23 protein-coding genes and 2 pseudogenes are annotated in these 25,139 nt (G+C 42.4%); 13 read left to right on the forward strand and 12 right to left on the reverse strand.

Annotated features, from left to right (window positions below):
* Positions 1-125 precede the first annotated feature (125 nt).
* The 4 genes from B0X70_RS24680 to radC form a co-directional block, all read right to left on the reverse strand.
* On the reverse strand, positions 126-1,247 hold the full coding sequence (locus tag B0X70_RS24680) for a glycosyltransferase family 4 protein (protein ID WP_217470598.1): 1,122 nt from the start codon (positions 1,245-1,247) through the stop codon (positions 126-128).
* A 174-nt stretch (positions 1,248-1,421) separates the two neighbouring features.
* Complete coding sequence (gene rpmG / locus B0X70_RS24685) at positions 1,422-1,589, reverse strand: 50S ribosomal protein L33 (RefSeq protein ID WP_010847629.1); 168 nt, start codon at positions 1,587-1,589, stop codon at positions 1,422-1,424.
* An 11-nt stretch (positions 1,590-1,600) separates the two neighbouring features.
* Positions 1,601-1,837: a 50S ribosomal protein L28 gene (gene rpmB / locus B0X70_RS24690; RefSeq protein ID WP_011148921.1), complete on the reverse strand. Its 237-nt coding sequence runs from the start codon at positions 1,835-1,837 to the stop codon at positions 1,601-1,603.
* A gap of 240 nt (positions 1,838-2,077) precedes the next feature.
* The gene (gene radC, locus B0X70_RS24695; RefSeq protein ID WP_046394896.1) at positions 2,078-2,770 is read right to left on the reverse strand and encodes a RadC family protein; all 693 of its coding nucleotides are present in this window, start codon (positions 2,768-2,770) and stop codon (positions 2,078-2,080) included.
* Positions 2,771-2,967: 197 nt separating this feature from the next.
* Here radC and coaBC point away from each other — a divergent pair, with 197 nt between their 5' ends.
* The 3 genes from coaBC (at position 2,968) to slmA (ending at position 5,338) form a co-directional block, all read left to right on the forward strand.
* Complete coding sequence (coaBC, locus tag B0X70_RS24700) at positions 2,968-4,185, forward strand: bifunctional phosphopantothenoylcysteine decarboxylase/phosphopantothenate--cysteine ligase CoaBC (protein WP_217470599.1); 1,218 nt, start codon at positions 2,968-2,970, stop codon at positions 4,183-4,185.
* Entirely contained in the window at positions 4,163-4,621 is a 459-nt protein-coding gene (gene dut / locus B0X70_RS24705) for a dUTP diphosphatase (protein WP_036811181.1), read from the forward strand. The genes coaBC and dut overlap by 23 nt, the downstream gene beginning before the upstream one ends.
* A 117-nt stretch (positions 4,622-4,738) precedes the next feature.
* Positions 4,739-5,338 (forward strand): nucleoid occlusion factor SlmA, encoded by a 600-nt coding sequence (gene slmA, locus B0X70_RS24710; protein ID WP_036778585.1) that lies wholly within the window; start codon positions 4,739-4,741, stop codon positions 5,336-5,338.
* Between the two features lie 59 nt (positions 5,339-5,397).
* On the opposite strand, the gene pyrE is transcribed toward slmA, so the two are convergent.
* Both pyrE and rph read right to left on the reverse strand, forming a co-directional pair.
* Positions 5,398-6,039, reverse strand: coding sequence for an orotate phosphoribosyltransferase (pyrE, locus tag B0X70_RS24715; protein WP_217470600.1), 642 nt, complete (start codon positions 6,037-6,039; stop codon positions 5,398-5,400).
* 86 nt (positions 6,040-6,125) lie between these two features.
* Positions 6,126-6,839: a ribonuclease PH gene (gene rph / locus B0X70_RS24720; RefSeq protein WP_036811175.1), complete on the reverse strand. Its 714-nt coding sequence runs from the start codon at positions 6,837-6,839 to the stop codon at positions 6,126-6,128.
* Positions 6,840-6,965: 126 nt separating this feature from the next.
* Between rph and B0X70_RS24725 the strand changes: the two genes are divergently transcribed.
* The 5 genes and pseudogenes from B0X70_RS24725 to B0X70_RS24745 all read left to right on the forward strand — a co-directional run bounded on the left by B0X70_RS24725 (position 6,966) and on the right by B0X70_RS24745 (position 12,108).
* Complete coding sequence (locus tag B0X70_RS24725) at positions 6,966-7,829, forward strand: YicC/YloC family endoribonuclease (protein WP_217470601.1); 864 nt, start codon at positions 6,966-6,968, stop codon at positions 7,827-7,829.
* Between the two features lie 190 nt (positions 7,830-8,019).
* Positions 8,020-8,829, forward strand: a pseudogene (locus tag B0X70_RS24730) (tyrosine-type recombinase/integrase); the annotation flags it as partial.
* Between the two features lie 172 nt (positions 8,830-9,001).
* Positions 9,002-9,625 carry a nucleoid-associated protein gene (locus tag B0X70_RS24735; protein ID WP_217470602.1) on the forward strand — a complete coding sequence of 208 codons (624 nt, stop codon included), beginning with the start codon at positions 9,002-9,004 and terminating at the stop codon, positions 9,623-9,625.
* A 394-nt stretch (positions 9,626-10,019) separates the two neighbouring features.
* Positions 10,020-10,964 (forward strand): GapS4a family protein, encoded by a 945-nt coding sequence (gene gapS4a / locus B0X70_RS24740; RefSeq protein WP_217470603.1) that lies wholly within the window; start codon positions 10,020-10,022, stop codon positions 10,962-10,964.
* Positions 10,965-11,061: 97 nt separating this feature from the next.
* Positions 11,062-12,108 carry a hypothetical protein gene (locus B0X70_RS24745; protein WP_472853266.1) on the forward strand — a complete coding sequence of 349 codons (1,047 nt, stop codon included), beginning with the start codon at positions 11,062-11,064 and terminating at the stop codon, positions 12,106-12,108.
* Between the two features lie 99 nt (positions 12,109-12,207).
* Here the strand turns inward: B0X70_RS24745 and B0X70_RS25500 are convergent, their stop codons facing one another.
* Positions 12,208-12,405 (reverse strand): hypothetical protein, encoded by a 198-nt coding sequence (locus B0X70_RS25500; RefSeq protein ID WP_246593386.1) that lies wholly within the window; start codon positions 12,403-12,405, stop codon positions 12,208-12,210.
* A 526-nt stretch (positions 12,406-12,931) separates the two neighbouring features.
* Between B0X70_RS25500 and B0X70_RS26050 the strand changes: the two are divergent.
* Positions 12,932-13,086, forward strand: a pseudogene (locus B0X70_RS26050) (IS982 family transposase); the annotation flags it as partial.
* Here B0X70_RS26050 and fic read toward each other — a convergent pair.
* From fic to B0X70_RS24765, 3 genes are all read right to left on the reverse strand, one after another.
* Entirely contained in the window at positions 13,083-14,192 is a 1,110-nt protein-coding gene (fic, locus tag B0X70_RS24755) for a protein adenylyltransferase Fic (RefSeq protein WP_217470605.1), read from the reverse strand. The pseudogene B0X70_RS26050 and the gene fic sit on opposite strands and share 4 nt — an antisense overlap.
* 183 nt (positions 14,193-14,375) lie before the next feature.
* Entirely contained in the window at positions 14,376-15,593 is a 1,218-nt protein-coding gene (locus B0X70_RS24760; protein ID WP_036811157.1) for an MFS transporter, read from the reverse strand.
* A gap of 47 nt (positions 15,594-15,640) precedes the next feature.
* Positions 15,641-16,561 (reverse strand): carbohydrate kinase family protein, encoded by a 921-nt coding sequence (locus B0X70_RS24765; protein WP_217470606.1) that lies wholly within the window; start codon positions 16,559-16,561, stop codon positions 15,641-15,643.
* Between the two features lie 807 nt (positions 16,562-17,368).
* On the opposite strand from B0X70_RS24765, the gene B0X70_RS24770 reads away from it, so the two are divergent.
* Positions 17,369-18,148: a transferase gene (locus B0X70_RS24770; protein ID WP_110085716.1), complete on the forward strand. Its 780-nt coding sequence runs from the start codon at positions 17,369-17,371 to the stop codon at positions 18,146-18,148.
* 88 nt (positions 18,149-18,236) lie between these two features.
* Here B0X70_RS24770 and fdhD read toward each other — a convergent pair whose 3' ends face one another.
* Positions 18,237-19,067 carry a formate dehydrogenase accessory sulfurtransferase FdhD gene (gene fdhD, locus B0X70_RS24775; protein ID WP_217470607.1) on the reverse strand — a complete coding sequence of 277 codons (831 nt, stop codon included), beginning with the start codon at positions 19,065-19,067 and terminating at the stop codon, positions 18,237-18,239.
* Positions 19,068-19,248: 181 nt separating this feature from the next.
* On the opposite strand from fdhD, the gene fdnG reads away from it, so the two are divergent.
* The 3 genes from fdnG to fdoI are packed head-to-tail and all read left to right on the forward strand — an operon-like array spanning position 19,249 to position 23,875.
* Positions 19,249-22,296, forward strand: coding sequence for a formate dehydrogenase-N subunit alpha (gene fdnG, locus B0X70_RS24780; protein WP_217470608.1), 3,048 nt, complete (start codon positions 19,249-19,251; stop codon positions 22,294-22,296).
* A gap of 11 nt (positions 22,297-22,307) precedes the next feature.
* On the forward strand, positions 22,308-23,237 hold the full coding sequence (gene fdxH, locus B0X70_RS24785) for a formate dehydrogenase subunit beta (RefSeq protein WP_046396086.1): 930 nt from the start codon (positions 22,308-22,310) through the stop codon (positions 23,235-23,237).
* The gene (gene fdoI, locus B0X70_RS24790) at positions 23,234-23,875 is read left to right on the forward strand and encodes a formate dehydrogenase cytochrome b556 subunit (RefSeq protein ID WP_046396087.1); all 642 of its coding nucleotides are present in this window, start codon (positions 23,234-23,236) and stop codon (positions 23,873-23,875) included. The genes fdxH and fdoI overlap by 4 nt, the downstream gene beginning before the upstream one ends.
* A gap of 228 nt (positions 23,876-24,103) precedes the next feature.
* Here fdoI and B0X70_RS24795 read toward each other — a convergent pair whose 3' ends face one another.
* Complete coding sequence (locus tag B0X70_RS24795; protein ID WP_336246301.1) at positions 24,104-25,129, reverse strand: methyltransferase; 1,026 nt, start codon at positions 25,127-25,129, stop codon at positions 24,104-24,106.
* Positions 25,130-25,139 lie beyond the last annotated feature (10 nt).

The following is a 25,139-nucleotide window of genomic DNA, read 5'->3' on the forward strand; positions in this document are numbered from 1 at the left end:
ATACAATTGATCGCAGCAGGGTGATTTAACTAACAATCAACCTTAAAGTAATTTAATATCAATAAGTTGATATTACTCAAAATCATAAACCAAAGAATAAGCACCAGAATAAATCTTAAAAAATGTTAACGTTTTTTACCTTTAATGCTGTGAAAAAAGATATTTTCCATTTTATCCAACATATTATCTATGCCAAATAAAGCAGCTGCCCGCTTTAATGAAGAATGACTGAATTGCAAGCGCAGCTCATTATTATGAATCAATAAATCTAAACATTTCGTCAATAACTCTGTATTTCTAGGTTCCACGATATAACCCGTTTCACCATCAATTACCGCTTCGGCAATTGCACCAACAGAGGTTGATACCACAGGTATTCCACACGCCATTGCTTGCATAATGCCTTGTGGCACGCCTTCATTACCAAAAGAAGGTAATGCAAATAAATCCATCGCATTCAAACAATCAGGAACATCCTGACGGTTGCCTAAAAAAATAACACTGTTTGACAAGCCTTCTCGCTTTACTAGTGGTTCCAATGATTTACGTTGTGGACCATCACCCACAAACAAAAGTTGCCAATCAGGATATTTCTGGTGCAGAACTTTCCAACTTTCTAACAGATAGCGATGCCCTTTCCAAGTTCTCATGGTCGCAACGACGCCTAATGTCGGTTTATCTTGAATCCCAATCCGCTGACGGCAAACTTTCTTATCTTCCGGTCGAAAACGATCTAAATCGATGCCGGTAGGCACTGATGTCATATGCTGTAATGGATAACGATTATTAGCATGCAGATGTTGACGTAATTTTTCACCTGTAGTCGCAATATGTCGGCACGCTCTCAAATACAACCAACGAGTTGATATTGAATTAGCAACATGGGTAGAAACATGCCTGGTTCTGACCATTGGCGGCATATGCCTTAACGTCGTGCAAGCCGCAGCAACCAACCATGCATCTGTCGAGCTATGTGTATTAATAACGTCAAATTGACGACCTTCTTTTTTCAACCAACGACGCATAGCAAGAAAGCAGGACAACCGCTTTTTCTCAATAGGCAGGGCTACTACCGGCACACCATAAGATTTTGCTTCACGGTAGATATTAGAACCGGGACAACAGACAATAACCACTTTGTGTCCACGTCTTATCATTCCTTGGGATTCCGTCAGGATACGGATTTCCTGACCACCCCAACCACAAGAAGATTCTGTATGTAAAATATTTAGTTTTTCTTTAGCCATTTCGGTTTCATATCTAGCCTACCGGAAGGCGTTAGTATAGCGAAACAACATCTTACGTCTACGAATAACAGGATATATATGAAATGCAGAGAAGAATCAGTGAGTATTTGTTAAAACTCTTCAGACAACAAAAAACCCGGCCTAAGCCGGGTTTTTATCAAATCAACCAAAATTTTATTTAATCTTGGCTTCTTTATACATAACATGCTGACGAACAACTGGATCAAATTTTTTCATTTCCAGTTTCTCAGGCATAGTACGCTTGTTCTTCGTAGTGGTATAGAAGTGACCAGTACCAGCCGAAGAAACTAGCTTAATTTTATCGCGAATACCTTTAGCCATTTTTCAGCTCCTTAGTACTTCTCACCGCGGGTACGAAGCTCAGCCAAAACTGCGTCAATACCCTTCTTATCAATCACACGCATACCTTTAACAGATACACGCAGAGTCACAAAGCGCTTCTCGGACTCAACCCAGAAACGGTGGGAATGCAGGTTAGGCAGAAAACGACGCTTAGTCGCATTCAATGCATGAGAGCGGTTATTACCACTCATCGGGCGTTTGCCAGTAACTTGGCAGACTCGGGACATGTCTATTCTCCAAAAATCAAATCAGCTCGAGCTTTGTATTGGGTATGGCCGCCTCGTCAGGCTTAGGAGCCCATCTCAGCAAATTCTACTGAAAAGACTCACATTTACTCAGAAAATGTGCTGAGATAGGCTCTTCTCGCCAAACCAAAGATCCTCAAAGGTGGCGTAGTATACGCCCTCAATCGCTGACGCTCAAGTCCCGCACAACCAAAGATCCACAAGGATCTTGAAAAAGTTAGCTTAAATCCATCCTCGCTCCGCAAATGAGACACAACATTGCCGGCCAATAACCAGATGATCCAGCACTTTTATACCAACCAAATTACAGGCATCAATCACTTTATCTGTAACAATCTTATCTGCCAAACTCGGCTCTGCATGACCTGATGGATGATTATGAGCCAAAATGACGGATGAAGCATTCACCTTTATCGCTGATCGGATAATTTCACGAGGATGAACTTCAACTTTATTGATTGTGCCTTTAAACATCTCCTCATGACAGATGACTCTATTTTGGTTATTGAGAAACAACACAACAAATATTTCCCTATCACGCCCCGATAATAGATTTTGCAAATACTCTTGAGTCACACTTGGACTACTCATAATATCTTCATGCATGAACTGGCTGGAAAAAAAACGTTTTGCCAGTTCTGCAATAGCCTGTAATTGTGCATACTTGGCTAATCCCATTCCTTTATGAGAACAAAAAGTGTCATAATCAGCAGAGAGTAAATGGTACAAAGACCCAAATTCTTTCAATAGAAATTCAGCCATTCGTAAAACAGGAAGTCCTCTGGTCCCGGTACGTAAAAAAATAGCCAGTAACTCAGCATCTGTCAGAGAAACCGAACCATAAGCCAACAACTTTTCTCTGGGAGCTAAATTTGAATATATTTCTCCTGTATTTTCAGCAACATTAAATTCCATATATTCATCTCCCTGCTCTGTTTTACCTGATACAAACAGTATTCCATGCCTTAAACATCAGGGCGAATATCATATTTAGGAGCTGCGTAGCCGCTCGCAAATTTATCCTTTTTTACAATCAAAGTTCAGACTCTGCTCAACTCTGTAATCTCTTGTGATAAAATCTTGTCCCCTTGCAACTTAATATTCGGACACTCATGATGGCAGGACTTTCCGGCAAACAGATTGTGCTCGGTATCAGCGGAGGGATAGCCGCTTACAAAACTCCCGAGCTGGTACGTCGCCTGCGTGATCGCGGCGCACAAGTACGTGTAGTGATGACACCAGCAGCAGAAGCGTTTATTACATCAATGACGTTGCAGGCAGTTTCTGGTTATCCTGTTTCTAATGACTTGTTAGATCCGGCTGCAGAAGCGGCTATGGGGCATATTGAACTTGGCAAATGGGCCGATCTAATTATTCTCGCCCCTGCTACTGCTGATTTACTGGCGCGCCTGGTAGTCGGTATGGCGAATGATCTCATAACCACTGTCTGCCTAGCCTCCTCAGCCCCAATTGCCGCAGTGCCCGCAATGAATCAACAGATGTTTCGAGCTCAGGCAACACAATATAATCTCAAGCTTCTTGAAGAACGGGGGGTTCTTCTGTGGGGACCGGATAACGGCAGCCAAGCTTGTGGTGATGTTGGTCCCGGCAGAATGTTAAACCCTACAGCGATTGTTGAACTCGCTGAACAACATTTTCAATCCAGCCAAGACTTAGCTCACCTAAAGCTTGCTATTACCGCTGGACCAACCCGGGAAGCATTGGACCCCGTTCGCTTTATCAGCAATCACAGCTCCGGCAAAATGGGGTTTGCTATCGCTCAGGCTGCGGCAACACGTGGCGCAGAAGTCACCCTTATCACAGGCCCCGTTAATTTACCGACACCACCAGGAGTCAAACGAATCGACGTTACCAGCGCACTGGAAATGAATGAACAAGTACAGGCAGTAGCAGATTCACAGCATATCTTCATTGGTTGTGCTGCGGTTGCAGACTATCGCGCTAAACAGATTGCCGCAGAAAAAATTAAAAAACAGAGTGATGAGATCACTTTTACCCTGATCAAAAACCCGGATATTGTTGCCAATGTAGCCGCAATGCAAGAAAACCGCCCTTTTGTGGTTGGATTTGCGGCTGAAACCCAGAATGTGGAAGAATACGCACGAAAAAAACTGAACCAAAAACATTTGGATCTGATTTGTGCAAATGATGTATCCCTTATCGGCCACGGCTTTAACAGTGATACTAATGCATTACATTTGTTCTGGCATGAGGGAGAAATCCGCTTACCTCATAGTAATAAGTTATTACTTAGCCACCATTTATTAGACGAGATAGTCAGACGCTATGATGAAAAAAATCGACGTTAAAATTCTTGACCCACGTATCGGGAAAGAATTTCCTTTGCCGACTTACGCCACGCCAGGCTCCGCAGGTTTAGATTTGCGGGCTTGCCTGGATAATGCGGTAGAATTGGCTCCAGGCCAAACAGAACTGCTTCCAACCGGGCTTGCTATTCATATTGGCGATGAACAATTGGCAGCCGTTATTCTGCCCCGCTCCGGCCTTGGACATAAGCATGGCGTCGTTCTGGGTAATCTGGTGGGTTTGATCGATTCTGATTACCAAGGTCAACTAATGGTCTCCGTCTGGAATCGTGGTGATAAAACTTTCACCATCCAGCCAGGCGAACGTATCGCTCAAATGGTTTTTGTACCCGTCGTCCAGGCTGAATTCAATCTGGTAGAAGATTTTGAAGCCAGCGAAAGAGGCAGTGGTGGTTTTGGTCATTCCGGTCGCCAATAAGTCCCTGTAAAACCTAATACCATTTAACCCATTATCATATTCTTTGCTCAACATACCGTTGAGCGGAGAATTACTGATCTATTTGTTTTGCTGTTCTTAACAAAGGTCTTGTCAGACATGGCAGAAAACGAAAATACAAAGAAAAGAAATAGGCGCGAGGAAATCTTACAGGCGCTGGCGCATATGTTGCAATCCAGTGATGGTAGTCATCGAATCACTACCGCCAAACTGGCCGCCAACGTAGGCGTTTCCGAAGCTGCCCTATACCGGCATTTTCCTAGTAAAACCCGGATGTTTGACAGTTTGATCGAGTTCATTGAAGACTCATTAATTTCACGGATTAACCTGATTCTGCAAGACGAAAAAGATACCACGACTCGTATTCGCCTGATATTAATCCTGATTCTAGGTTTTTCAGAAAAAAATCCCGGTCTGACCCGCATCATGACCGGTCATGCTCTAATGTTTGAACAAAACCGGCTGCAAGGGCGTATAAATCAGTTATTTGAACGAATTGAAGTACAGATCCGTCAAGTTTTAAAAGAGAAAAAATTACGTGATGGGCAAGGTTTCAGTTATGATGAGTCGCTATTAGCTTCTCAGTTACTCGCGTTTTGTGAAGGGATGCTATCACGTTTTGTACGCTCTGAGTTCCACTATCGTCCAACGCAGGAATTTGAAGCGCGCTGGCCATTATTATTGGCTCAGTTACAATAAGTTGTTCTACTACTCACCCCGCCCGTTATTGGGCGAGGGCTTTTTTTAAAGCTTATCTATCAGATACCGTACTGCGCACGATAGGCTTTTACTGCATCCAGATGATCTTTCATCTCTGGCTGACTACTCAAATAATTAATCAAATCATTTAAGGTAATGATAGAAAACACTTTGCAACCATAATCTCTTTCCACTTCCTGAATTGCCGAGATTTCACCATTCCCACGTTCCTGACGATCAAGACAAATCATCACGCCGGCAAGTGTCGCATTATGCTGCTTGATAATCTCCATAGATTCACGGATAGCTGTGCCTGCGGTAATAACATCATCAACCAGAACAACATTGCCTTTAAGCGAACTACCAACCAAAGTACCGCCTTCGCCATGATCTTTAGCTTCCTTACGGTTAAAACAATATGGCATATCAATATCATGATACTCTGCCAGTGCAACTGCCGTTGTCGTTGCAATTGGAATACCCTTGTAAGCGGGTCCGAATAACAAATCGCACTGAATACCGCTATCCAACAATGCTGCTGCATAAAAACGCCCGATTAACGCCAAATCACGCCCAGTATTAAACAGCCCGGCATTAAAAAAATACGAGCTTTTACGTCCTGATTTCAGGGTAAATTCCCCAAATTTCAGTACCTGTTTTTTTAGCGCAAGCTCGATAAATTCGCGCTGATAGGCTTTCATTGGTGTCTCTCCTCTCTCTTGGTCATGGTTATCCGCCATACAACAGGCATAAAAAAGGCGACTATTCCGTCGCCTTGATCAACTTATTATTTTAATGCATTTCTCTGCGCTGCAAAAATATCCTCTAATCCTCCCTTGGCAAGGGCCAATAAGGATAACAACTCATCATGACTAAATGGCTCGCCTTCCGCAGTACCTTGCACTTCAATCATCCGACCATCTTCCATCATCACGACGTTCATATCAGTTTCAGCGGCGGAATCTTCCACATATTCCAGATCACAACGGCCTTCGCCATCCACAATGCCAACAGAGACCGCGGCAACCATTGATTTCAGAGGACTCTCTTTCAGCTTGCCTGCTTCCACCATTTTATTCAACGCATCAGCTAGCGCGACACAAGCCCCCGTAATAGAAGCTGTACGAGTACCGCCATCAGCCTGAATAACATCACAATCCAGTGTAATGGTGTGTTCGCCCAGTTTTTTCAGATCAACCGCGGCGCGCAACGAACGGGCAATTAAACGTTGGATTTCCATCGTACGTCCGCCCTGTTTGCCTTTAGCTGCTTCACGAGCATTTCGGGTATGAGTAGAACGCGGTAACATGCCATATTCAGCGGTAACCCAACCTTGCCCCTGACCTTTCAAGAAACGAGGAACCCCTTCTTCAACGGACGCATTACATAACACTTTCGTCTCGCCAAACTCTACTAGAACCGAGCCTTCAGCGTGCTTAGTATAATGACGGGTTATAGTGATAGGACGCACTTGTTCTGCCGCTCTTCCTGTTGGGCGCATAGTGTTATCTCCGTTGTTAGATCATTATTGGGGGCGCATTATACGGCCTAACCGGGCTAATGCCTATCCTGCATCTACAACGAGCGTTATAATCTCTTAATCTTTTGTTTAAATTGGGAACGAATCATGATCCGTAGTATGACTGCTTTTGCACGGCGAGATATCAAAAGTGAATGGGGAAATGCGGCCTGGGAACTACGCTCCGTTAATCAGCGTTATTTAGAAACTTATATTCGCCTACCAGAACAACTCAGAAGCTTGGAACCGGTGATCCGTGAACGTATTCGTTCCCGTCTGACTCGTGGAAAAGTTGAGTGTAACCTGCGTTTTGAACTAGATTCACGCGCTCAAGGCGAACTTATTCTGAATGAAACCTTAGCAAAACAACTAGTCAATGCAGCGAACTGGGTCAAACAGCAGAGCAACGAAGGTGAAATCAACCCTGTTGATATTCTACGTTGGCCTGGCGTTATGGCAGCAGAAGAGCAAGACCTGGATGCTATCAGCACTCAATTATTGCAAGAACTGGATACAGCACTGGATGCCTTTATTCAAAGCCGTGAAGCCGAAGGCAATGCACTCAAGATTATGATTGAACAACGTTTGGACGCAGTAACCGAAGAAGTCAGTAAAGTTCGCCAACAAATGCCTGAAATCATGCAATGGCAACGGGAACGCCTGCAAACCAAACTGGAAGAAGCACAGGTACAGCTTGAAAATAACCGCCTTGAGCAAGAGTTGGTTTTATTGGCCCAACGTCTTGATGTGGCAGAAGAGTTAGATCGCCTCGATGCCCACGTCAAAGAAACCCGTAATATCCTGAAGAAAAAAGAAGCCGTCGGCCGCCGTCTGGATTTTATGATGCAGGAATTCAACCGCGAATCTAATACGCTTGCCTCTAAATCCATCAATGCCGATATTACTAACTCCGCTATTGAATTGAAGGTGTTGATTGAGCAGATGAGGGAGCAGATTCAGAATATCGAGTAAGGTTTCAGGCGATCTCTTCTCGTCTCACAAAGTCTCATGTGGACAAAAAGGCCATTGTAAATCATGGCCTTTTTCGTTTTATATAGTCTCATATCGTATCACTATAACGCGTGTTTTGTGTGTACATAGCTATTACTAAGACACGTCATTTATGTACACAGCAATGAGCAAGGGTGAGCATGGCATCAAAGATGTCCGCCCCTACCACATTGACGACATGCTGCAAAAAATCGTCCAGCATGGTGCGCCTACAGTCGCTAACGACGTTCCCAGATGGACGCGTCGTATTTTTACGGCATTAAACGACATATGCTTGAAATCAATCCTACAGGCGCTTTTGAAATCGCAGATGCTGGCGGCCAAGAACAAAGTAGAGAGCGCTCGCTGGCTAAGCCGTGAAGAACTTATGCAGGCAATGCCAATGACAAAGGAATTCTCGCATCAGAACGAATTAACAATGAATCTCCTGCTGGTATTTTGCTGTCGCAAGATGGAGCTTTGCGGTGCTCGTTGGACAGAGTTTGATCTTGACGTAGCTGTCTGGCTCCTATCCGCAGAGCAAGTTAAGAATGGCGATATCAATATTCCTATTCCAGCACCAGCATTTGAATGGTTAAAAGAACTACATTACATGTCCTGCAATAGTGAGTGGGAACTTCCTGCCAAAAAGATGCAGCATCGGATAATCCCTCACATTCAGGAAAGCACATTGCCAGTGGCCTTGAGCAAGGTAAAGGCCAACCTTCCTGACGTGCCTAATTTTACTATTCATGATTTCCGACGTACTGTGCGATCAAATCTGGCGGTGTTGGATGTTGATCCTGTAGTCGCAGAGCACTGCCTGAATCACAGAATCAAAGGCGTTGAGGGGATATATAATCGGTATCAGTATTTTGATGAGAGAAAGCGGGCTTTAGCTTTGTGGGCTAACATGCTAGTTTCATTAGAAAAAGGGGATGACTACAACGTAACACCATTGAGAAAAGGTATGCCGTTATGATAAGCGTTGGCTAAGAGTTCAACTAACAAGCCGTCACACTAAAGTTTCACTTAAGTAGACTTTCTGGCCCGATGAATCATAATTCAATGTTGCATCAACAATGTATAATCCACTTAAAATTATTTATTATCAGTTAGTTATGAACTTTCACATCTTAAATCAGGAAGAATAAATGATAGATATTAGTTCAGCCAAGGTATCTAAAGTCATTGTCCACCGCGTTGGGAATAAACTCAGGGGCGAGGGATTTCATCTATCACAAGCTGAATGTCATCGTTCAAGTACGCTTGACGAATTACTGTTAAAAGATTTCCTTGCCCCTGTGGTCAGAAAAGGTCAAGAGTACTACTTGACGCATGAATCAGACGTTTCTTTGAACACTGTTAATCGCTATGCTAGTAATGTTTTCTCGAATCCCAAGACATTCAAAGAAAGTAGTGAAGCGATCGCAAAACACCTTTATGGCTGCTCAAGCCATCCGAATATTGGCAGTGGCGAATTCCTTATAATTTTATTTGAGGATATTAGGTCAGGTGCTCAATCACTACAAGCTCTTGGCTTATTCAGAGTTGAAGGTAAAGATGATTATCTTGATGTCGGAGAGGAGAAAGGCGCAATCCAGGTCATTGAGAGAGTTGGAATATCTCTAGATAAAGTTCAAAAGGGTGCAGTCATTATCTCTAGCGGCCTAAAGGTTCTTGCTATCGATAGCCTAGGGCAAAAGACGAAGTATTGGATTGAGAACTTTCTCAAGGCTACCCCAAGCCAACCCCCCCCCAGAAATCTGCTCAAGTAGCAGGAGCGTTACTCAAAGCAATATCGAATAAAGTAGAAACACCGAGTAATGCACTGGAATTTTCCCGTCAAGTAGAAGAACTACTTACCGAGACCGATGCTCTATCATTATCCGACCTTCGTAAAATTTCAAATAACTATATTAACAATGAAGAAGTTGATGAACTACTGAATGGTGCCCGTCTTAAGTATGGTGTTTCACTTGATGACAGTGCACCAATTGAAAGCAAACGTCTTGCCAAATATGCAAAAGAAGTTGTCACAAAATCACGTATTGCGGAGGGGGTCAGTTTACTCATTTCGAATCCTGATGCGAAAATACATTCGATTGACGTCAAGCCAACTAAGAGTGGATTTCGCGCCGTGGTAGACATTCAAATGAAGGAGGCGTAACAATGGGCGGAGAAGGATCAAAAAAATCAGGGGAAATTGGAGAAGCATTAGCCACAGCTCTCCTTGAACGTATTGGCTGGCGACACTTAATTCACAATATTTCCATCAGTTGTAACACCCCTACCCATCTGAATGATAAGGGAAATGCACGCCAAAGCCACGGGGAGGATCAAGTCTATCTCTACAATAATCCCTTCCATGATGATCGAACTGATTTTGTTCATGTTTCAAATAAAAACACCTTAGGCAGCTACCCAAAAGAAGGAACACTAAGGTCGCAGTTCAAAAGCCACATAAAAGAACTCAGCCAAACGATTGAATGTGCAAAACACAACCAAGCCTTACGAGAGATCGGCACCAACTTCAAGGCAAAGAAGAACAGATATCATGCAGGTCTTCTCATTTGGTTCCATAATGATCACGATAATATTGAGAAAAATATTTTAGCCGACCTTGCACCATCCCGCTTAGATTTGGATACAGATATTCCGTTTTACGTGATTGACAATGGAAGAGCTACTTTTCTTTTGAAAGTAGTTGATGATTTACGTAAACGTTCAACTGACGGAGACTATCAGTTCTTTTATCCTCGAATTGGCACATCGATAACTGTTGATGAGATGCGTACAGGTAAAGAACTTCCACTTGAACTTTTGGCTTCAGATGTAATTCCAGCCGTATTGACTAAAGGTGGTACTAAAGAGTTAATAATTTATGCAAACGAAAGTTTTGATTCAACCTCATATAAAAATTTAATGGCATATGGATTAAGCTTTGCGTCCGGGCTAATCACCAACATCAGGATTGGTATGCCTGATTACAACCCTGCACACAATGAAGAAGTAGCCCAAAAAGCACGACTCGCATTTCATAACCGCCCTGAAGAAATTATGCCATTCTCATTTAATCGCTCCATCCTTGATCTTCTCCAAGAGGAATCTCAATGAAGCAGATTTTAGATTCTAATTATCTTATCCCATTGGGATCTGAACTTCGTGTGCTACTCAACAGCGAACATATCTCATATGGTGAGATCCATTTAGCATTAAAGACAAAAGGATTTTTTCTAGAAGTACTGAAAAGTCAATAACAGTCCCACTTTTGTCTGCCACATTGCTAACCCCATCAGGTTATTCAGCATTAATTGAAGCGTCAGTCGATAGAGACTCAAAACCTAAATTTAAAGGATCCTCGCTCGACTTGGTTGATTCAGGCTCTGATTGGGTTACCCCACTCAAACAGCTATTTGAAAGTGAATTCAATCCGTTCGCTAATATCGAAAATATTGAAGTTCTGGAAACTCCTGGAGTCATAGTTAATGGAAAAAACAAAGTCCGAATTCCATTCTCTATAGTTCGTAAGGACTTTAGCAAGGATTGGACGCATAGGGAACTACAATTTGATGGTGAAGTTGCCATTGAACGCCAAGGAGGTAATCTTAAGCTCAATTTTTTATCAACACATTCATCGAAAGAAACAGAGATTGCTAACCGGAGAATGACAGCGCAAATATTCAAAACCCTTAAAGAATCAGGAGTTACTCAAAATGAAAAAGAGAGAAGAATTACCTTTGACAGCTTTTCGAATATTGAACGAGTCTGTTTCTTTAAAAGGTTAACAGGTGGGCACGGCCGATTTATTAATAAAGGTAGCGTAAGTGATATGGAAATAAATCGCGACACCTCAGGCCCTTCACTTCCAGACGATCCTCAGATTTCATGGATGAAGCATACTGTCAAACGACTGAAGATCGATGGTGAAAAACTTAATGATATTTTTCTGATATCCGATGAAAAATATTATTCTTATTATCACGTACAGAGAATGGATGTTACCTTCGGCTATTTTTCCGCAGCAAATTCTGGCGAATTTAAAGCTAGCTTCTTTTTTAGCACACCTTCTAGAGGCGATTCAGCAAAAGATGATGCAGAACTTACTTTCGAAATTTTAAAGATCACTCACGATCATAAAGTAAACTCTGATGCGAAAAAAGAACTAAACACAGAAATTGGCAAGCAAGTGCGCACTCTCATAGAGACTGAATTTGAGAAAATTGTAGCTGAAAGGACACCAGACAAAAGTTCTGATTAAAACATAACCACCTATAGTAGCTCAAGGTGCTCTTAAGTCCACAGTAACCAATATAAGCAAGGCAAGCATCATCATTATTCATGATGCTTGCCCGAGTGATCATTTACCCTTGTATTTCCCATCCATAGAGCCAACAGCGGAAACACCACAATAATTTTCACAACTACGGGTCATAACACTAACAGAACCATCATTTAACTCACTAATCACCGCCACACACGCACCTGATGAATCGCTGTAGACCCAACGGTTTCGCTGCCCTGCGCCTGCGCCAACAGATTCTGCGACGCCTTCCATATTACAAACGCCGGAAGCATCACCACGCGATGTGTTAATACTGAATTCAGCAGAATCATTTCCCGGAGATTAAAGACAAGGAACCATTACATTTAACATATTCGCCAGCATGTGCAAAAGTAAAACTGGCGGCTAAAACAAATGCTAACAAATACTTTTTTCATCACAAACCCCTTTATTTAAACTTGAAATACACATGGTATCATCAACCATTAAGTAAATAGTTAAGATTTAGCGCCACTATTATTTATGGCGATGTTTGCATAATTCATAAAGATACTAGAAAGACTACACGTGTCTCGTAACGTAACAGCTTCAAAGACTTCACCTCCAAAAACAAGACAAACTAAATTAAAACAAAGTTCCGGATAAAAAACCAGCACTTTGTCAATAATCTGAGCCCGTATAAATACGGGCTCTTGAATGCCATAAGGTCTCATATAATTTCATTACTGCATATGTTTGGGGTGTACTTCATTCTTGGCGGTTTCTCTACAAAAACTAGAGTGATGTTTATTAGCTGCTTTTGATAGAAAAGGTCGTTGACCAGCTTAAAAATATTTCCCAGATAAAACACTTAAAGCATCGTAATCTACTCAGCTTTTTGTTGGAGATTGTGTCGGGATTAATTACTTACACCTTCCAACTAAAAAGCCGAACCTGAATTTACATGCTTCTTAGACTGTGTAATAACTCAATTTATTACTATCCTTGGTCATTAACTGCACCAGTTTAGGGTGAACAAATAGTTTTTCTTTCCCAGCCTGAATTTCTCGTAATACTCCAATATCACACAACTGTTTTAAATAGACCGAAGCAGTTTGACGCTTAGCAATATCACACTCAACCAAATTACTAATACGGCAATAAGGTTGTTCAAATATCACCTGCACCAGCTCATGGCTGTAAATTTTAGGCAGGCTTTGTTTTATATACTCGCTGGTGTGTTCAATCAGTTCTCTTACCGCAGCAATTTTATCCGTAGTCCATTTAGCGGTTTGCTCCACTGCGGTTAACATATAGATAATCCACTCTTCCCATTTACCGGCGGTAGTGACCTGAGTGAGCAACCGATAATAATCACTCTTATGTTGTACGATGTAGCGACTTAAATAGAGAATTGGCAGCGTCAAAAGCTGTTGTTCAATAAGATAGAGAATATTAATGATACGGCCAGTACGTCCATTGCCATCAATAAATGGATGAATAGCCTCAAACTGGTAGTGAGCAATAGCCATCTTGATTAATGGATCGATTCCATCTTCTGCATGAAGAAATTGTTCCCAATTGCTGAGTAAATCACGTATCTGAGATTCCCCTTCTGGCGGTGTATAAATAATTTCACCCGTTGCCTGATTACTAAGCGTTGTACCGGGAACTTTGCGAATATTCATATCAACAGCTTTTAGTCGGCTACAAACTTCAATAGCTGTACTCGTGCATAGTGGCCGCCGAGTTAATTGTATGAACCCTTCATAAAGTGCAGTGCGGTAGCGTAGTGCTTCTTTCGTTGCAGGATCAGCCAGACTGTCTTCTTGTGCATATTGGAACAGTTTGTCTGAAGTAGTAACAATATTTTCGATTTCTGAGCTGTCTTTTGCTTCCAGCAGTGGCAACAAGTTAATGAGTAACCCCTGATTAGGCAACAATCCACCCGCTTGCTTAAGCTCAGCCAGTGCAGCTCTGGCAGGTATACAGGCTTTTAGTACCGCAATGGACTCCATCACCTTTATGACTGGCGGCAATAAGGGAATAGCATTAAAAGGCGCATCGGGCTGCCATGTCATGTTTATATTTCCTGTTTTTTTCGACACGTTGCGAGTATATGTTGACGGCATCGACACGTAAAGGTTTCATGTCGATAAAATCGATAAATTTCGACATGTACTAGCCATATGTCGATAGAATCGACATATGGAAACCAATTCACGGCGCTGCGCTTATCGCATAACTGGCAACATTAAGCCTAATTAAATTGCTCTGCTACTTTCTCGGCTGTCTTCTCCGTTAAACATAAAAAACAGTGCGCCAGTCAGTAATATCAACCCGCCAGATATCATTAAAAGAGATTGAATACTAATATAGTCAGCAATTGGACCAAACAGCACCATACCCAATGGCAGAGAGCAGGACAGAGCAATTTGAACTAAACTAAATACCCTACCCATCATTTCAGGTTCTATTCTTTCCTGAAAAACCGCTGTTATCGGTGCGTTAAAACAAGGTGTAACCACACCTAAAAAAACATTGAGTACGAGATAAAGTGGGAACCAATAGGCATTACCAAGAGCGACCATAAATATACCAAAAAATGCGCAAGCTACCGCCGTTATACGCATTTTATTTTTATATTCACTCCAGAAAGAGATCAGCAATCCCCCCAAAACCGCGCCAGCACTAAATGTCATTTCATTAACGGCTAAACGCCACGGCTCTTCTCCAAATGTCCGATTAACTAATAAAGGCGTCAAAAATGCAGCCGGACTAATCAGAAAGCAGACACAAATCAGAAAAATCAAAAGATTTCTGATCAATTTATTCTCTTGCAGATAACGGAAGCCCGCTAAAATCGCCTGAAATTTATTATCCGGTATGGAATCAGAAGCAATTTTAGGAATAGGAATAAACGCAACAATACTGATGCCGATAATGGCAGTCGTTACGTCCACCAAAAAAATATTTTCAATTGAAGTTTGAGAATATAAAAAGCCGCCAATAGCAGGAGATGCCAACATCATCAGTGAAGTCAGAGACGTATTAATACCATTGACCCGCAATAATTTCTCTTTCGGCACAAGTTGCGGAATAATAGCACTAACAGCCGGCATCTGGATGCCCGTCCCGAATGAGCGGACAATCAACGCGACAAATAACAATTCAATGCTCTTAAATCCGAGCATAAAAGAGATAGCTAAACCAAGAGTGACTAATGCAATTGCTGCATCAGAGGCAATACTGAGCAACTTACGGCTATAAGTATCCGCCCAGACACCAGCAAATAAGGAGATTAATACCTGAGGAAGAAATGCACAGAGTACCGAAATAGCCAACATTTCTCCCGATGACGTATTTAAGGTGATATACCAGACGATAGAGAACTGGACAATGGAAGACCCCAGTAGAGAAATGGTTTGAGCTGATAAAAATAAAGCCGTTTTACTTTTCCAACCTGGAAGTAATGCACTCATTTTAACTATGCCCCTTAAAGCCTAGGAGGCGTAGTGTCTGGAAATAATTATTCAAACACAAACTCCTCTAGTTCTTTGATTGTTGGTGCGCCCGCAGCACCAGTACGGTTAACAACAATGGCAGCAACACGATTGCCAAGCTCAACAGCATCTCTTAACGACATTCCCTGCGATAAACCTGCAAGCATGCCACTACTATGAGCATCACCAGCACCGATGGTATCCACCACTTTCACTTTATAAGCCGCGACATATTCTGGCTCACGATCAGGCAGACATATCCACGTACCCTGTGAACCTAACCGACAAATAATAGTGATTTTTCTTTTACTGGAATAACGGCTAGCTTGGACGACAGGATCGCCTTCCCCGCACAATATAGCAACTTCATTACGACTCAGTGTCAGAATGGTCCGGTCAACAGGTAATGCATCAAGGAAAGTAGGATCTATTTCTGGTAAACGTGGGCCAAAATCCAGCAATAACGTCTGCCCGGATGGTGACGCCAGTAACCAGTCACATAAAATCGCCGTTGATTTACCCGCCATGACATAACCACTGGAGTAGATATACCCCCTTTCTGGCAAAGCCATAGAAGAGAGCATGGCCGTATTCCAGTCAACTTCACAACCACTTACGGAGACAAAACTTCTTTCCCCATCCGGTTCAACCATAGCCAAACACCAACCATTATCAAGATAGGAATGGGTCAATGTGACCTCAAGCCCAAGGGCTTGCATCTCTTTGGTGACTTGCTTACCCCAGTATCCGTTACCAATGGGTATGCCATTGATCACAGGGACTTGCAGGCGGACCAAGGCCCGAGCAACATTAAAACCAGAACCGCCAATCTGTCGATCAATTTCTTTAGCTTCCTGATCTGCCCCACTGCGAGGAAGCCTCGGTAAACTAAGAACAATATCTCCTGCCGCCGCACCAATTACAGTAATTGGTAATAAATCCCTCATCAGGCTCTCCTTTTTATTGGCCCCAAAAACCATAACGCCATCAAATTGAAAAAAACGGGTAAATAGCCTAGGGAAGGAAACTTGCAACAATTATTTCTGAATTCAAATATATAAGAAACACTTACAGTTTAACATTGATCAGGTTCAATAAAAGCCAGCTTGTATTAATTATGTGATCCCAATGTGATTGCGCATTCACTCTATCAGGCATAAATATCTATCTTTAATTAAACAGTCTATGATTCCTATCGTTTCCCTTATTTCAGCGATTAAAGATATTGCTTAGTACCCAGAAAACCACCTTTGCTACCATTCAGACCAATTCTGTATGAAACAGTAACATGTAATTATTATTGTTAAAATATATGGAAACTGCTGGAAAAAGTTGATGAATTCATGAAATTAGCCCCATGAAGACAACCAAAACGAATGAAAAGGCAAAATGTCCTAATATTAGTAAAAATTATTTATTCGGCGGAAATATTAGCGCCTTTATGACAAGTAACGACAAATAAAATAGCTCTATTGGGATAAACCATGAATCGACCATATTGTATTTTCATTGTTGTGCTATCGGTATAAGATAGATTTTCATAATCTCTATATTCTTGATACACAAATCAAACGTATCATGATAAATAGAAACCTAACCAATTGAACATAAATATAAATTTTATTTAGTTGGTTATTAGTTATTATTATTTATCTATTTATAATCATACGTTTTATTGCTGTTCTATATAACTGGATTATTAATTAACAAATTATTTATCAACCCTGAAAATTACTTTTATAGGAAATTCTATTTTGAAAACAAACATTATTATTCAGTCAGCAAAACAACGACCTGATTTAAAGAGTGCTTCTGATGAAATTTTCCATAAAAACTGGCCTTTATTCATGCAGCATTCTTCAATAGAGGAGCAATGGGATGAATTATTTGAGCCAGATTTCAGCCATTTTCAGAAAGTTGCTATTTTGCAACAAGGGGAAGAGCAGAAATTAATTGGTGCAGCCAATTCGGTACCTTTCCCTTGGGAAGGCGATCCATTGGAGCAACTGCCGGATAATGGTTGGGATGAAGTTTTTCGCAGAGGCATGCTTGCTCGTGGAAAAATAGTCACAAAAATATTGTCGGCATTATCAGTAACGGTAGCGCCTGAATTTCGCGGCAAGAATATACCGGAATTGCTTATTGGCAGCTTAAAGCAAACGGCTATTGAGGCAGGGTTTAAAGCATTAGTTGTTCCCGTAAGGCCGACGTTGAAAAAACACTATCCATTGCAAGATTTTGTACGATACTGTGGATGGAAAAATGATAACAATGAACCTTTTGATCCTTGGATTCGGGTACACTGGCGTCTGGGAGCGAAGATTATTCGACCAGCTATGCACTCAATGCATATAGAGGCCACACTTGATAAATGGCAGGAATGGCTAGGAATGAAATTCCCCGAAAGCGGTCAGTATATTATTCCGAGTGGCTTAGTACCGCTGATGGTGGATATACAACAACAAATGGGTTATTACATTGAACCCAATTTATGGATGTTTCACAGCTTGCATGATGCAGAATTATTGCGATAACCTCGGTTGATTAATATGAAAATAAACTTTTCATATTAATCACAGTAGGAAACGCGGGCGTCCTTGATGTGTCTATTTTTATGCGCATTTAACTTATTAATCTCTCAGCATGGGTATAAATAGTCGCTTTACCGGGTTTACAAAAACCAACCAAGGTCAAATGACATCGGTCAGCGATTTCTACAGCCAATGAAGTTGCTGCTGAAACCGCAAACAGAATCTCAACACCACAAACGGCTGATTTTTGTACCATCTCATAACTAGCACGACTAGATACCAGAACAGCGCCTCGCTGCCAACCTGTTTTCGCCTTCATGCCTAGCGTTTTATCCAGTGCAACATGACGACCTACATCCTCACATCCCCCCAATAATTTACCTTTCGGATCAATCCAACTTGCCACATGAGTGCAACCTGTCAATGCCCCAACATCCTGAACATTAGTCAGTTGAGAGAGAGCGTGATCAAGCTGGCTTAACGAAAAGGTTTGAGTAAAAGGCAACGGGGAAATCGGGCGAAAAACATCAGAAAGTTGTTCTGTTCCACAGATGCCACAGCCTGTTCGTCCAGACAGATTACGTCTGCGCTCTTTCAAACTCGCAAAACGGCGGCTAGAAAGTTCGATTTGCAACTCAATACCGCCATTACAATTAGCGATAATATCAATGCCGCGAATCTCGTGTTGAGATTCAATAATGCCTTCGGAAAGCGAAAACCCAATAGCAAAATATTCGAGATCTTTAGGGCTTGCCATCATTACGACATGCGAAATACCGTTGTAAACTAAAGCAACAGGAACTTCTTCTGCAATCCAATCAGCTTTTAATGTATCAAGATGGTGCTTTTGTTGCACGTTCGCTCGTGTTACCCCCTTGATCACACCAAATGGTAACAACTTCCCTGATTTTACGTTATACATTAGATGAGTTCCTAATAGTGTTACGACATAATAATCGTGTGAAAAAAAGAGTCTATACTATTTGTCAGGCAATAAATCTGATCCCACTACGGAAAGTGGTTTTAATAAAAAAGAACACATTCAAAATTTTTCCCATGATGGAATGGATACTGTTTAAGACAATGTGAGTGAGGAGATTCCCATGCAAGTCAGCAGAAGGCAGTTCTTTAAGATCTGCGCTGGCGGTATGGCGGGTACAACGGTAGCCGCGTTGGGCTTTGCGCCAGCCGCAGCCCTTGCACAAACACGTAACTATAAATTATTGCGTGCGCGTGAAACCCGAAATACCTGTACGTACTGCTCTGTCGGTTGTGGGCTGTTGATGTACAGCCTTGGCGATGGCGCAAAAAACGCGAAAGCAACTATTTTCCATATTGAAGGTGATCCTGATCATCCGGTAAACCGCGGCGCACTTTGTCCTAAAGGGGCTGGCTTAGTTGATTTTATCCATAGCGAAAGCCGCCTGAAATACCCGGAATATCGCGCAGCGGGTTCTGACAAATGGCAACGTATTACTTGGGATGAGGCATTTGATCGCATCGCTAAGTTAATGAAAGCAGACCGTGACGCCAATTTCATTAAAACCAATCAAGAAGGCGTGACAGTCAATCGCTGGCTGACGACCGGCATGCTGTGTGCATCGGCTTCCAGTAACGAAACAGGCTATCTGTCGCAAAAATTTAGTCGCGCTCTCGGCATGCTCGCCGTAGACAACCAAGCACGTGTCTGACACGGACCAACGGTAGCAAGTCTTGCTCCAACATTTGGTCGCGGTGCGATGACCAACCACTGGGTTGATATTAAGAACGCGAATCTGATCGTCGTTATGGGTGGTAACGCTGCCGAAGCGCATCCTGTGGGATTCCGTTGGGCAATGGAAGCCAAAATCCATAATAACGCTAAGTTAATTGTGATTGATCCACGTTTTACCCGTACAGCATCTGTAGCGGATTTCTATACCCCAATCCGTTCTGGTACCGATATTGCCTTCTTGTCAGGTGTGATTTTATATCTGCTAACCAACAATAAGATTAACCACGAATATGTTGAGGCGTATACCAACGCCAGTCTGATCGTACGTGAAGATTATTCATTCAATGATGGTTTGTTCAGTGGTTATGACGCGGAAAAACGTCAATACGACAAAACCAGTTGGAACTATGCACTGGATGAAAACGGCTTTGCTCGACGTGATATCACACTTAAACACCCACATTGTGTGTGGAATTTGTTAAAAGAGCACGTTAGCCGTTATACGCCCGATGTCGTCAGTAATATTTGCGGTACGCCAAAAGAGGATTTCCTGAAAGTCTGCGAATATATTGCAGAGACTTGTGTTAAGGATAAGACCGCTTCTTTCCTGTACGCGCTGGGTTGGACTCAACACTCAGTGGGGGCACAGAACATCCGAACTATGGCGATGATCCAGCTGCTATTGGGCAACATGGGTATGGCGGGTGGCGGTGTTAATGCATTGCGTGGTCACTCGAATATTCAGGGATTGACTGATTTGGGGTTGTTGTCGCAAAGCTTGCCGGGATATCTGACACTCCCCTCAGAGAAACAGGCCGATCTGCAAACTTATCTCCAGGCAAATACCCCCAAACCATTACGGCCGGGTCAGGTTAACTACTGGGGGAATTACCCAAAATTCTTTATCAGCCTGATGAAGAGTTTCTACGGTGATAATGCCCGTAAAGATAACGACTGGGGTTTTGATTGGCTGCCGAAGTGGGACAAAAGTTATGACGTCCTGCAATTTTTTAACATGATGTCGAAAGGTGAAGTCAATGGCTATATTTGCCAGGGCTTTAATCCGGTAGCTTCTTTTCCGAATAAAAACAAAGTTGTTGACGCCCTGTCGAAACTGAAATTCCTGATCACTATCGATCCGCTTAACACTGAAACGTCAACTTTCTGGCAAAACCACGGTGAATTTAACGATGTCGATTCATCCAAAATTCAGACAGAAGTTTTCCGCCTGCCGTGCTGCTGCTTCGCAGAGGAAAACGGTTCAATTGTTAACTCTGGTCGCTGGTTGCAATGGCACTGGAAAGGTGCGGATGCGCCGGGAGAAGCCATCGGTGATGGAGAGATCCTCTCCGGTATCTTCAAACGCATGCGGGATATGTACCGTGCGGAAGGGGGAGCATCACCAGAGCCGCTGCTGAGCATGACCTGGAATTACTTCAACCCGGACAGCCCTACATCGGAAGAAGTGGCCCAAGAGAGTAATGGCCGGGCACTGATTGATCTGATTGATGCTGATGGCAACGTCATAGTGAAACAAGGTCAGCAATTAACCTCTTTTGCGCAGCTACGTGATGATGGTACTACCGCTAGTGGTTGTTGGATCTTTGCCGGAAGCTGGACGCCGGAAGGCAACCAGATGGCCCGTCGTGATAACGCCGATCCGTCAGGATTAGGCAATACTCTCGGTTGGGCATGGGCATGGCCGTTAAATCGTCGTATTTTGTACAATCGCGCATCGGCCGATCCGCAGGGCAAACCTTGGGATGAGAAACGTCAGTTACTGACGTGGGATGGTATTAAGTGGGGTGGCGTCGATACTGCTGATTATAGTGTGGCTGCGCCGGAAACGGATGTTGGTCCATTTATCATGCAACCGGAAGGTATGGCGCGTCTGTTTGCTATTGATAAGATGGCGGAAGGGCCATTCCCTGAACACTATGAACCCTTTGAAACGCCATTGGGGACCAATCCATTGCATCCGAATGTGGTATCCAACCCGGCTGCCCGAGTGTTCAAAAGCGACTTTGAAGCAATGGGTAAGGCAGATAAATTCCCTTATGTGGGGACCACTTACCGTTTGACAGAACATTTCCACTATTGGACAAAACACGCATTGTTGAACTCGATTATCCAACCTGAACAGTTTGTGGAAATCGGTGAAAAACTGGCGGAAAAGAAAGGCATCAAGCACGGTGATACCGTCAAAGTTAGCTCTAATCGCGGTTACATCAAAGCGAAAGCGGTTGTCACCAAACGTATTCGTACCCTGAATGTACACGGTCGTGAAGTGGATACTATCGGTATTCCGATTCATTGGGGCTTTGAAGGGGCAGCGAAGAAAGGCTTTATTGCCAATACCTTGACACCATTTGTTGGTGATGCGAACACACAAACGCCTGAATTCAAAGCGTTCTTGGTCAATGTGGAAAAAGTGTAAAGGGAAAAATTATGTCATTGCAAACTCAAGACATCATTCGCCGCTCTGCCACAAATTCTTTTACTCCTGCGCCACGGGTGCGGGATGACCAGGAGGGCGTTGCGAAACTGATTGATGTGACAACCTGTATCGGCTGTAAAGCTTGTCAGGTGGCCTGTTCTGAGTGGAACGATATCCGTGATGAGATCGGTTATAACGTTGGTGTTTATGATAACCCGGCTGATTTAACCGCCAAATCATGGACCGTGATGCGCTTCTCAGAGGTTGAAGAGAACGGCAAACTGGAATGGTTGATTCGTAAAGATGGTTGTATGCACTGTGCTGATCCCGGTTGCTTGAAGGCTTGTCCAGCAGAAGGGGCGATCATTCAGTATGCCAACGGAATTGTTGATTTCCAGTCGGAACACTGCATCGGCTGTGGCTACTGTATTGCCGGTTGTCCATTCAATGTGCCACGACTCAACAAAGAAGATAACCGGGTATATAAATGCACTCTCTGCGTTGATCGCGTTAACGTCGGTCAGGAACCTGCCTGCGTGAAAACCTGTCCGACCGGTGCAATCCATTTTGGCAGTAAAAAAGCCATGAAGGATTTAGCGGCTGAACGGGTGAGTGAGTTGAAAGGCCGCGGTTATGAGAATGCGGGTTTATACGATCCTGATGGTGTTGGTGGTACCCATGTGATGTATGTACTGCACCATGCTAACAAACCACAGCTATATCATGGCCTACCGGACAATCCCGCTATTAGCCCGACCGTCACCTTCTGGAAAGGTATTTGGAAGCCGCTGGCCGCAGTGGGATTTGCAGCCACATTCGCTGCCAGCCTCTTCCATTATGTGGGTATTGGTCCGAACCAGGTAACGGAAGAAGACGAAGAAAGTGCGCGTCGTGATACCGAGCCTTCACAGCAATCAGCCAATGGGGAGGAACCGCGATGAAAGGCAGGAAAGATATTATTATCCGTCACTCACCGGTTGAGCGAGTAAACCACTGGGCGGTAGTTCTCTGTTTTCTATTTACCGCCATTAGTGGATTAGGATTCTTTTTCCCCTCGTTTAACTGGCTGATGAATATCTTAGGTACGCCGCAATTGTCACGAATTTTGCATCCATTTGTTGGTTCAGCGATGTTTATTTTATTTATCTTTATGTTTTTCAGATATTTTAAACATAACTTTATCGACAAAGATGACATTATATGGCTGAAAAACATCCATAAGATTATGAAAAATGAGGAAGCGGGCGATATTGGCCAATATAACTTAGGTCAGAAAGGGGTCTACTGGTCTATCAGTATTTGCCTGATATTACTCGCTGTCAGTGGTGTTGTTATTTGGCGCCCCTATTTTGCTGATCTCTTCTCTATTCCGATAATTCGAATTGCGCTTCTAATTCATTCAATGTCAGCTATTGGTTTAATCTTGACAATCATGATTCACGCTTATGCGGCATTCTGGGTGAAAGGATCTCTCCGGGCAATGGTTGAAGGTTGGGTAACCCGTGGTTGGGCGAAGAAACATCACCCACGCTGGTATCGTGAAGTGATAAAACAGGAACAGCAAGAAGAGAAACGTTAATGCGTTTTGAATATAATCATCAAAGCAGGATAATCATATCCTGCTTATTGTTGATTAAGTACGAATAATGCAATAAATGATTAAATATTAGGCTTGCTGTTTTTGTTTAAATTCAATTCATTTTATATTTTTAATCTATATATTTCTTTGATATAGATTAAAGCATCAAAAAATTTGATGCTTTATTTTATATAACCATCTTTGGGAATAATCTGTAATTCCTACAATTTATTTTATCCGTAGTTCAATAAATGAATATGGTGAATATGATTGATCTACAATTTTATTCTCTTGAACGACAAGTCCAGCTTGGTTAGCCAGATATTCAAATTCAGCAGAACTACGTTCTTTCCCTAAAAATAACATATCCATTAATATATCGAAAGATCTAGAAAATTCTGGCTCTTTCACCATATTTATCAATAATAGAGATGAATTTTTATCCATTGCTTTGCGGAAATTCTCCAAAATAAGTATTGAGTCACTATCGGACCAATTATGGAGAACATTTTTTAAAATATACAAATCATAACCGGATGGAATTGACTTTAGAAAATTTCCATTGATAAACTCTATATTGTCAGAAACGGGAAGTTCATTATATCTATCCAATACAGCGTAATGTTTTCCTTTTACCTTTTCACTGATTCTTGCTAAAAGCTCCCCTTCTCCCCCTCCAACATCTAATATTCTATTGTGCTGATTAAAATCATAAATACCAAGTAGCTCCTCAACGATTAAATTTGAGACTCTTGTCATTAAAGCATCAAAATTTGATTTGAGAAATTTGTTACCATCCAAATATTCAAAGAATGGCTTGCCATGTGCCATTTCAAATGCCGATTTTCCATCATCTTCAAATAAGGATTTTCCATACATTAACCAAGCGTTACCGTAATATGAGCAAATTTCAAGCTTTATCATGAATGTCTCAAAACTTTCAGGATCGGCAAACACCTGGCACTCATCAGAAAGCCTGAATTTGTTATTGTTGCTAACCAATACCCCCATTTCAACTAAGAAATCACATAATCGACTAAACCGAGCATAATTAACACCAGATTTACGGGAAAGCTCGCTTATATCGACATAAATTCCATCTTTAAAGTGAGTAGATAATCCGGTATCAACAAAAGCATGAATTGCAGCTGATCTTCTATTTGACGCAATTAGTTCAGTTAGCATTGAGCCATCCTTTATATCTGTATACCCGTTATCTTTCAAGTTGCCTCTTTGTTGGCTGCACTCACTCACCCCAGTCACA

The sequence above is a fragment of the Photorhabdus akhurstii genome (assembly GCF_019090985.1).
GTDB lineage: Bacteria > Pseudomonadota > Gammaproteobacteria > Enterobacterales > Enterobacteriaceae > Photorhabdus > Photorhabdus akhurstii.

Coding starts and splice junctions, on each gene's coding strand:
- pyrE (WP_217470600.1), bottom strand. CDS start 6,039: ATGAAAGCCTATCAGCGCGAATTTATCGAGCTTGCGCTAAAAAAACAG.
- dut (WP_036811181.1), top strand. CDS start 4,163: ATGATGAAAAAAATCGACGTTAAAATTCTTGACCCACGTATCGGGAAA.
- B0X70_RS24765 (WP_217470606.1), bottom strand. CDS start 16,561: ATGAGGGATTTATTACCAATTACTGTAATTGGTGCGGCGGCAGGAGAT.
- fic (WP_217470605.1), bottom strand. CDS start 14,192: ATGACATGGCAGCCCGATGCGCCTTTTAATGCTATTCCCTTATTGCCG.
- coaBC (WP_217470599.1), top strand. CDS start 2,968: ATGATGGCAGGACTTTCCGGCAAACAGATTGTGCTCGGTATCAGCGGA.
- fdxH (WP_046396086.1), top strand. CDS start 22,308: ATGTCATTGCAAACTCAAGACATCATTCGCCGCTCTGCCACAAATTCT.
- rph (WP_036811175.1), bottom strand. CDS start 6,839: ATGCGCCCAACAGGAAGAGCGGCAGAACAAGTGCGTCCTATCACTATA.
- B0X70_RS25500 (WP_246593386.1), bottom strand. CDS start 12,405: ATGGAAGGCGTCGCAGAATCTGTTGGCGCAGGCGCAGGGCAGCGAAAC.
- B0X70_RS24725 (WP_217470601.1), top strand. CDS start 6,966: ATGATCCGTAGTATGACTGCTTTTGCACGGCGAGATATCAAAAGTGAA.
- rpmG (WP_010847629.1), bottom strand. CDS start 1,589: ATGGCTAAAGGTATTCGCGATAAAATTAAGCTAGTTTCTTCGGCTGGT.
- B0X70_RS24680 (WP_217470598.1), bottom strand. CDS start 1,247: ATGGCTAAAGAAAAACTAAATATTTTACATACAGAATCTTCTTGTGGT.
- slmA (WP_036778585.1), top strand. CDS start 4,739: ATGGCAGAAAACGAAAATACAAAGAAAAGAAATAGGCGCGAGGAAATC.
- gapS4a (WP_217470603.1), top strand. CDS start 10,020: ATGGGCGGAGAAGGATCAAAAAAATCAGGGGAAATTGGAGAAGCATTA.
- B0X70_RS24735 (WP_217470602.1), top strand. CDS start 9,002: ATGATAGATATTAGTTCAGCCAAGGTATCTAAAGTCATTGTCCACCGC.
- fdhD (WP_217470607.1), bottom strand. CDS start 19,067: ATGTATAACGTAAAATCAGGGAAGTTGTTACCATTTGGTGTGATCAAG.
- fdoI (WP_046396087.1), top strand. CDS start 23,234: ATGAAAGGCAGGAAAGATATTATTATCCGTCACTCACCGGTTGAGCGA.
- B0X70_RS24760 (WP_036811157.1), bottom strand. CDS start 15,593: ATGAGTGCATTACTTCCAGGTTGGAAAAGTAAAACGGCTTTATTTTTA.
- rpmB (WP_011148921.1), bottom strand. CDS start 1,837: ATGTCCCGAGTCTGCCAAGTTACTGGCAAACGCCCGATGAGTGGTAAT.
- radC (WP_046394896.1), bottom strand. CDS start 2,770: ATGGAATTTAATGTTGCTGAAAATACAGGAGAAATATATTCAAATTTA.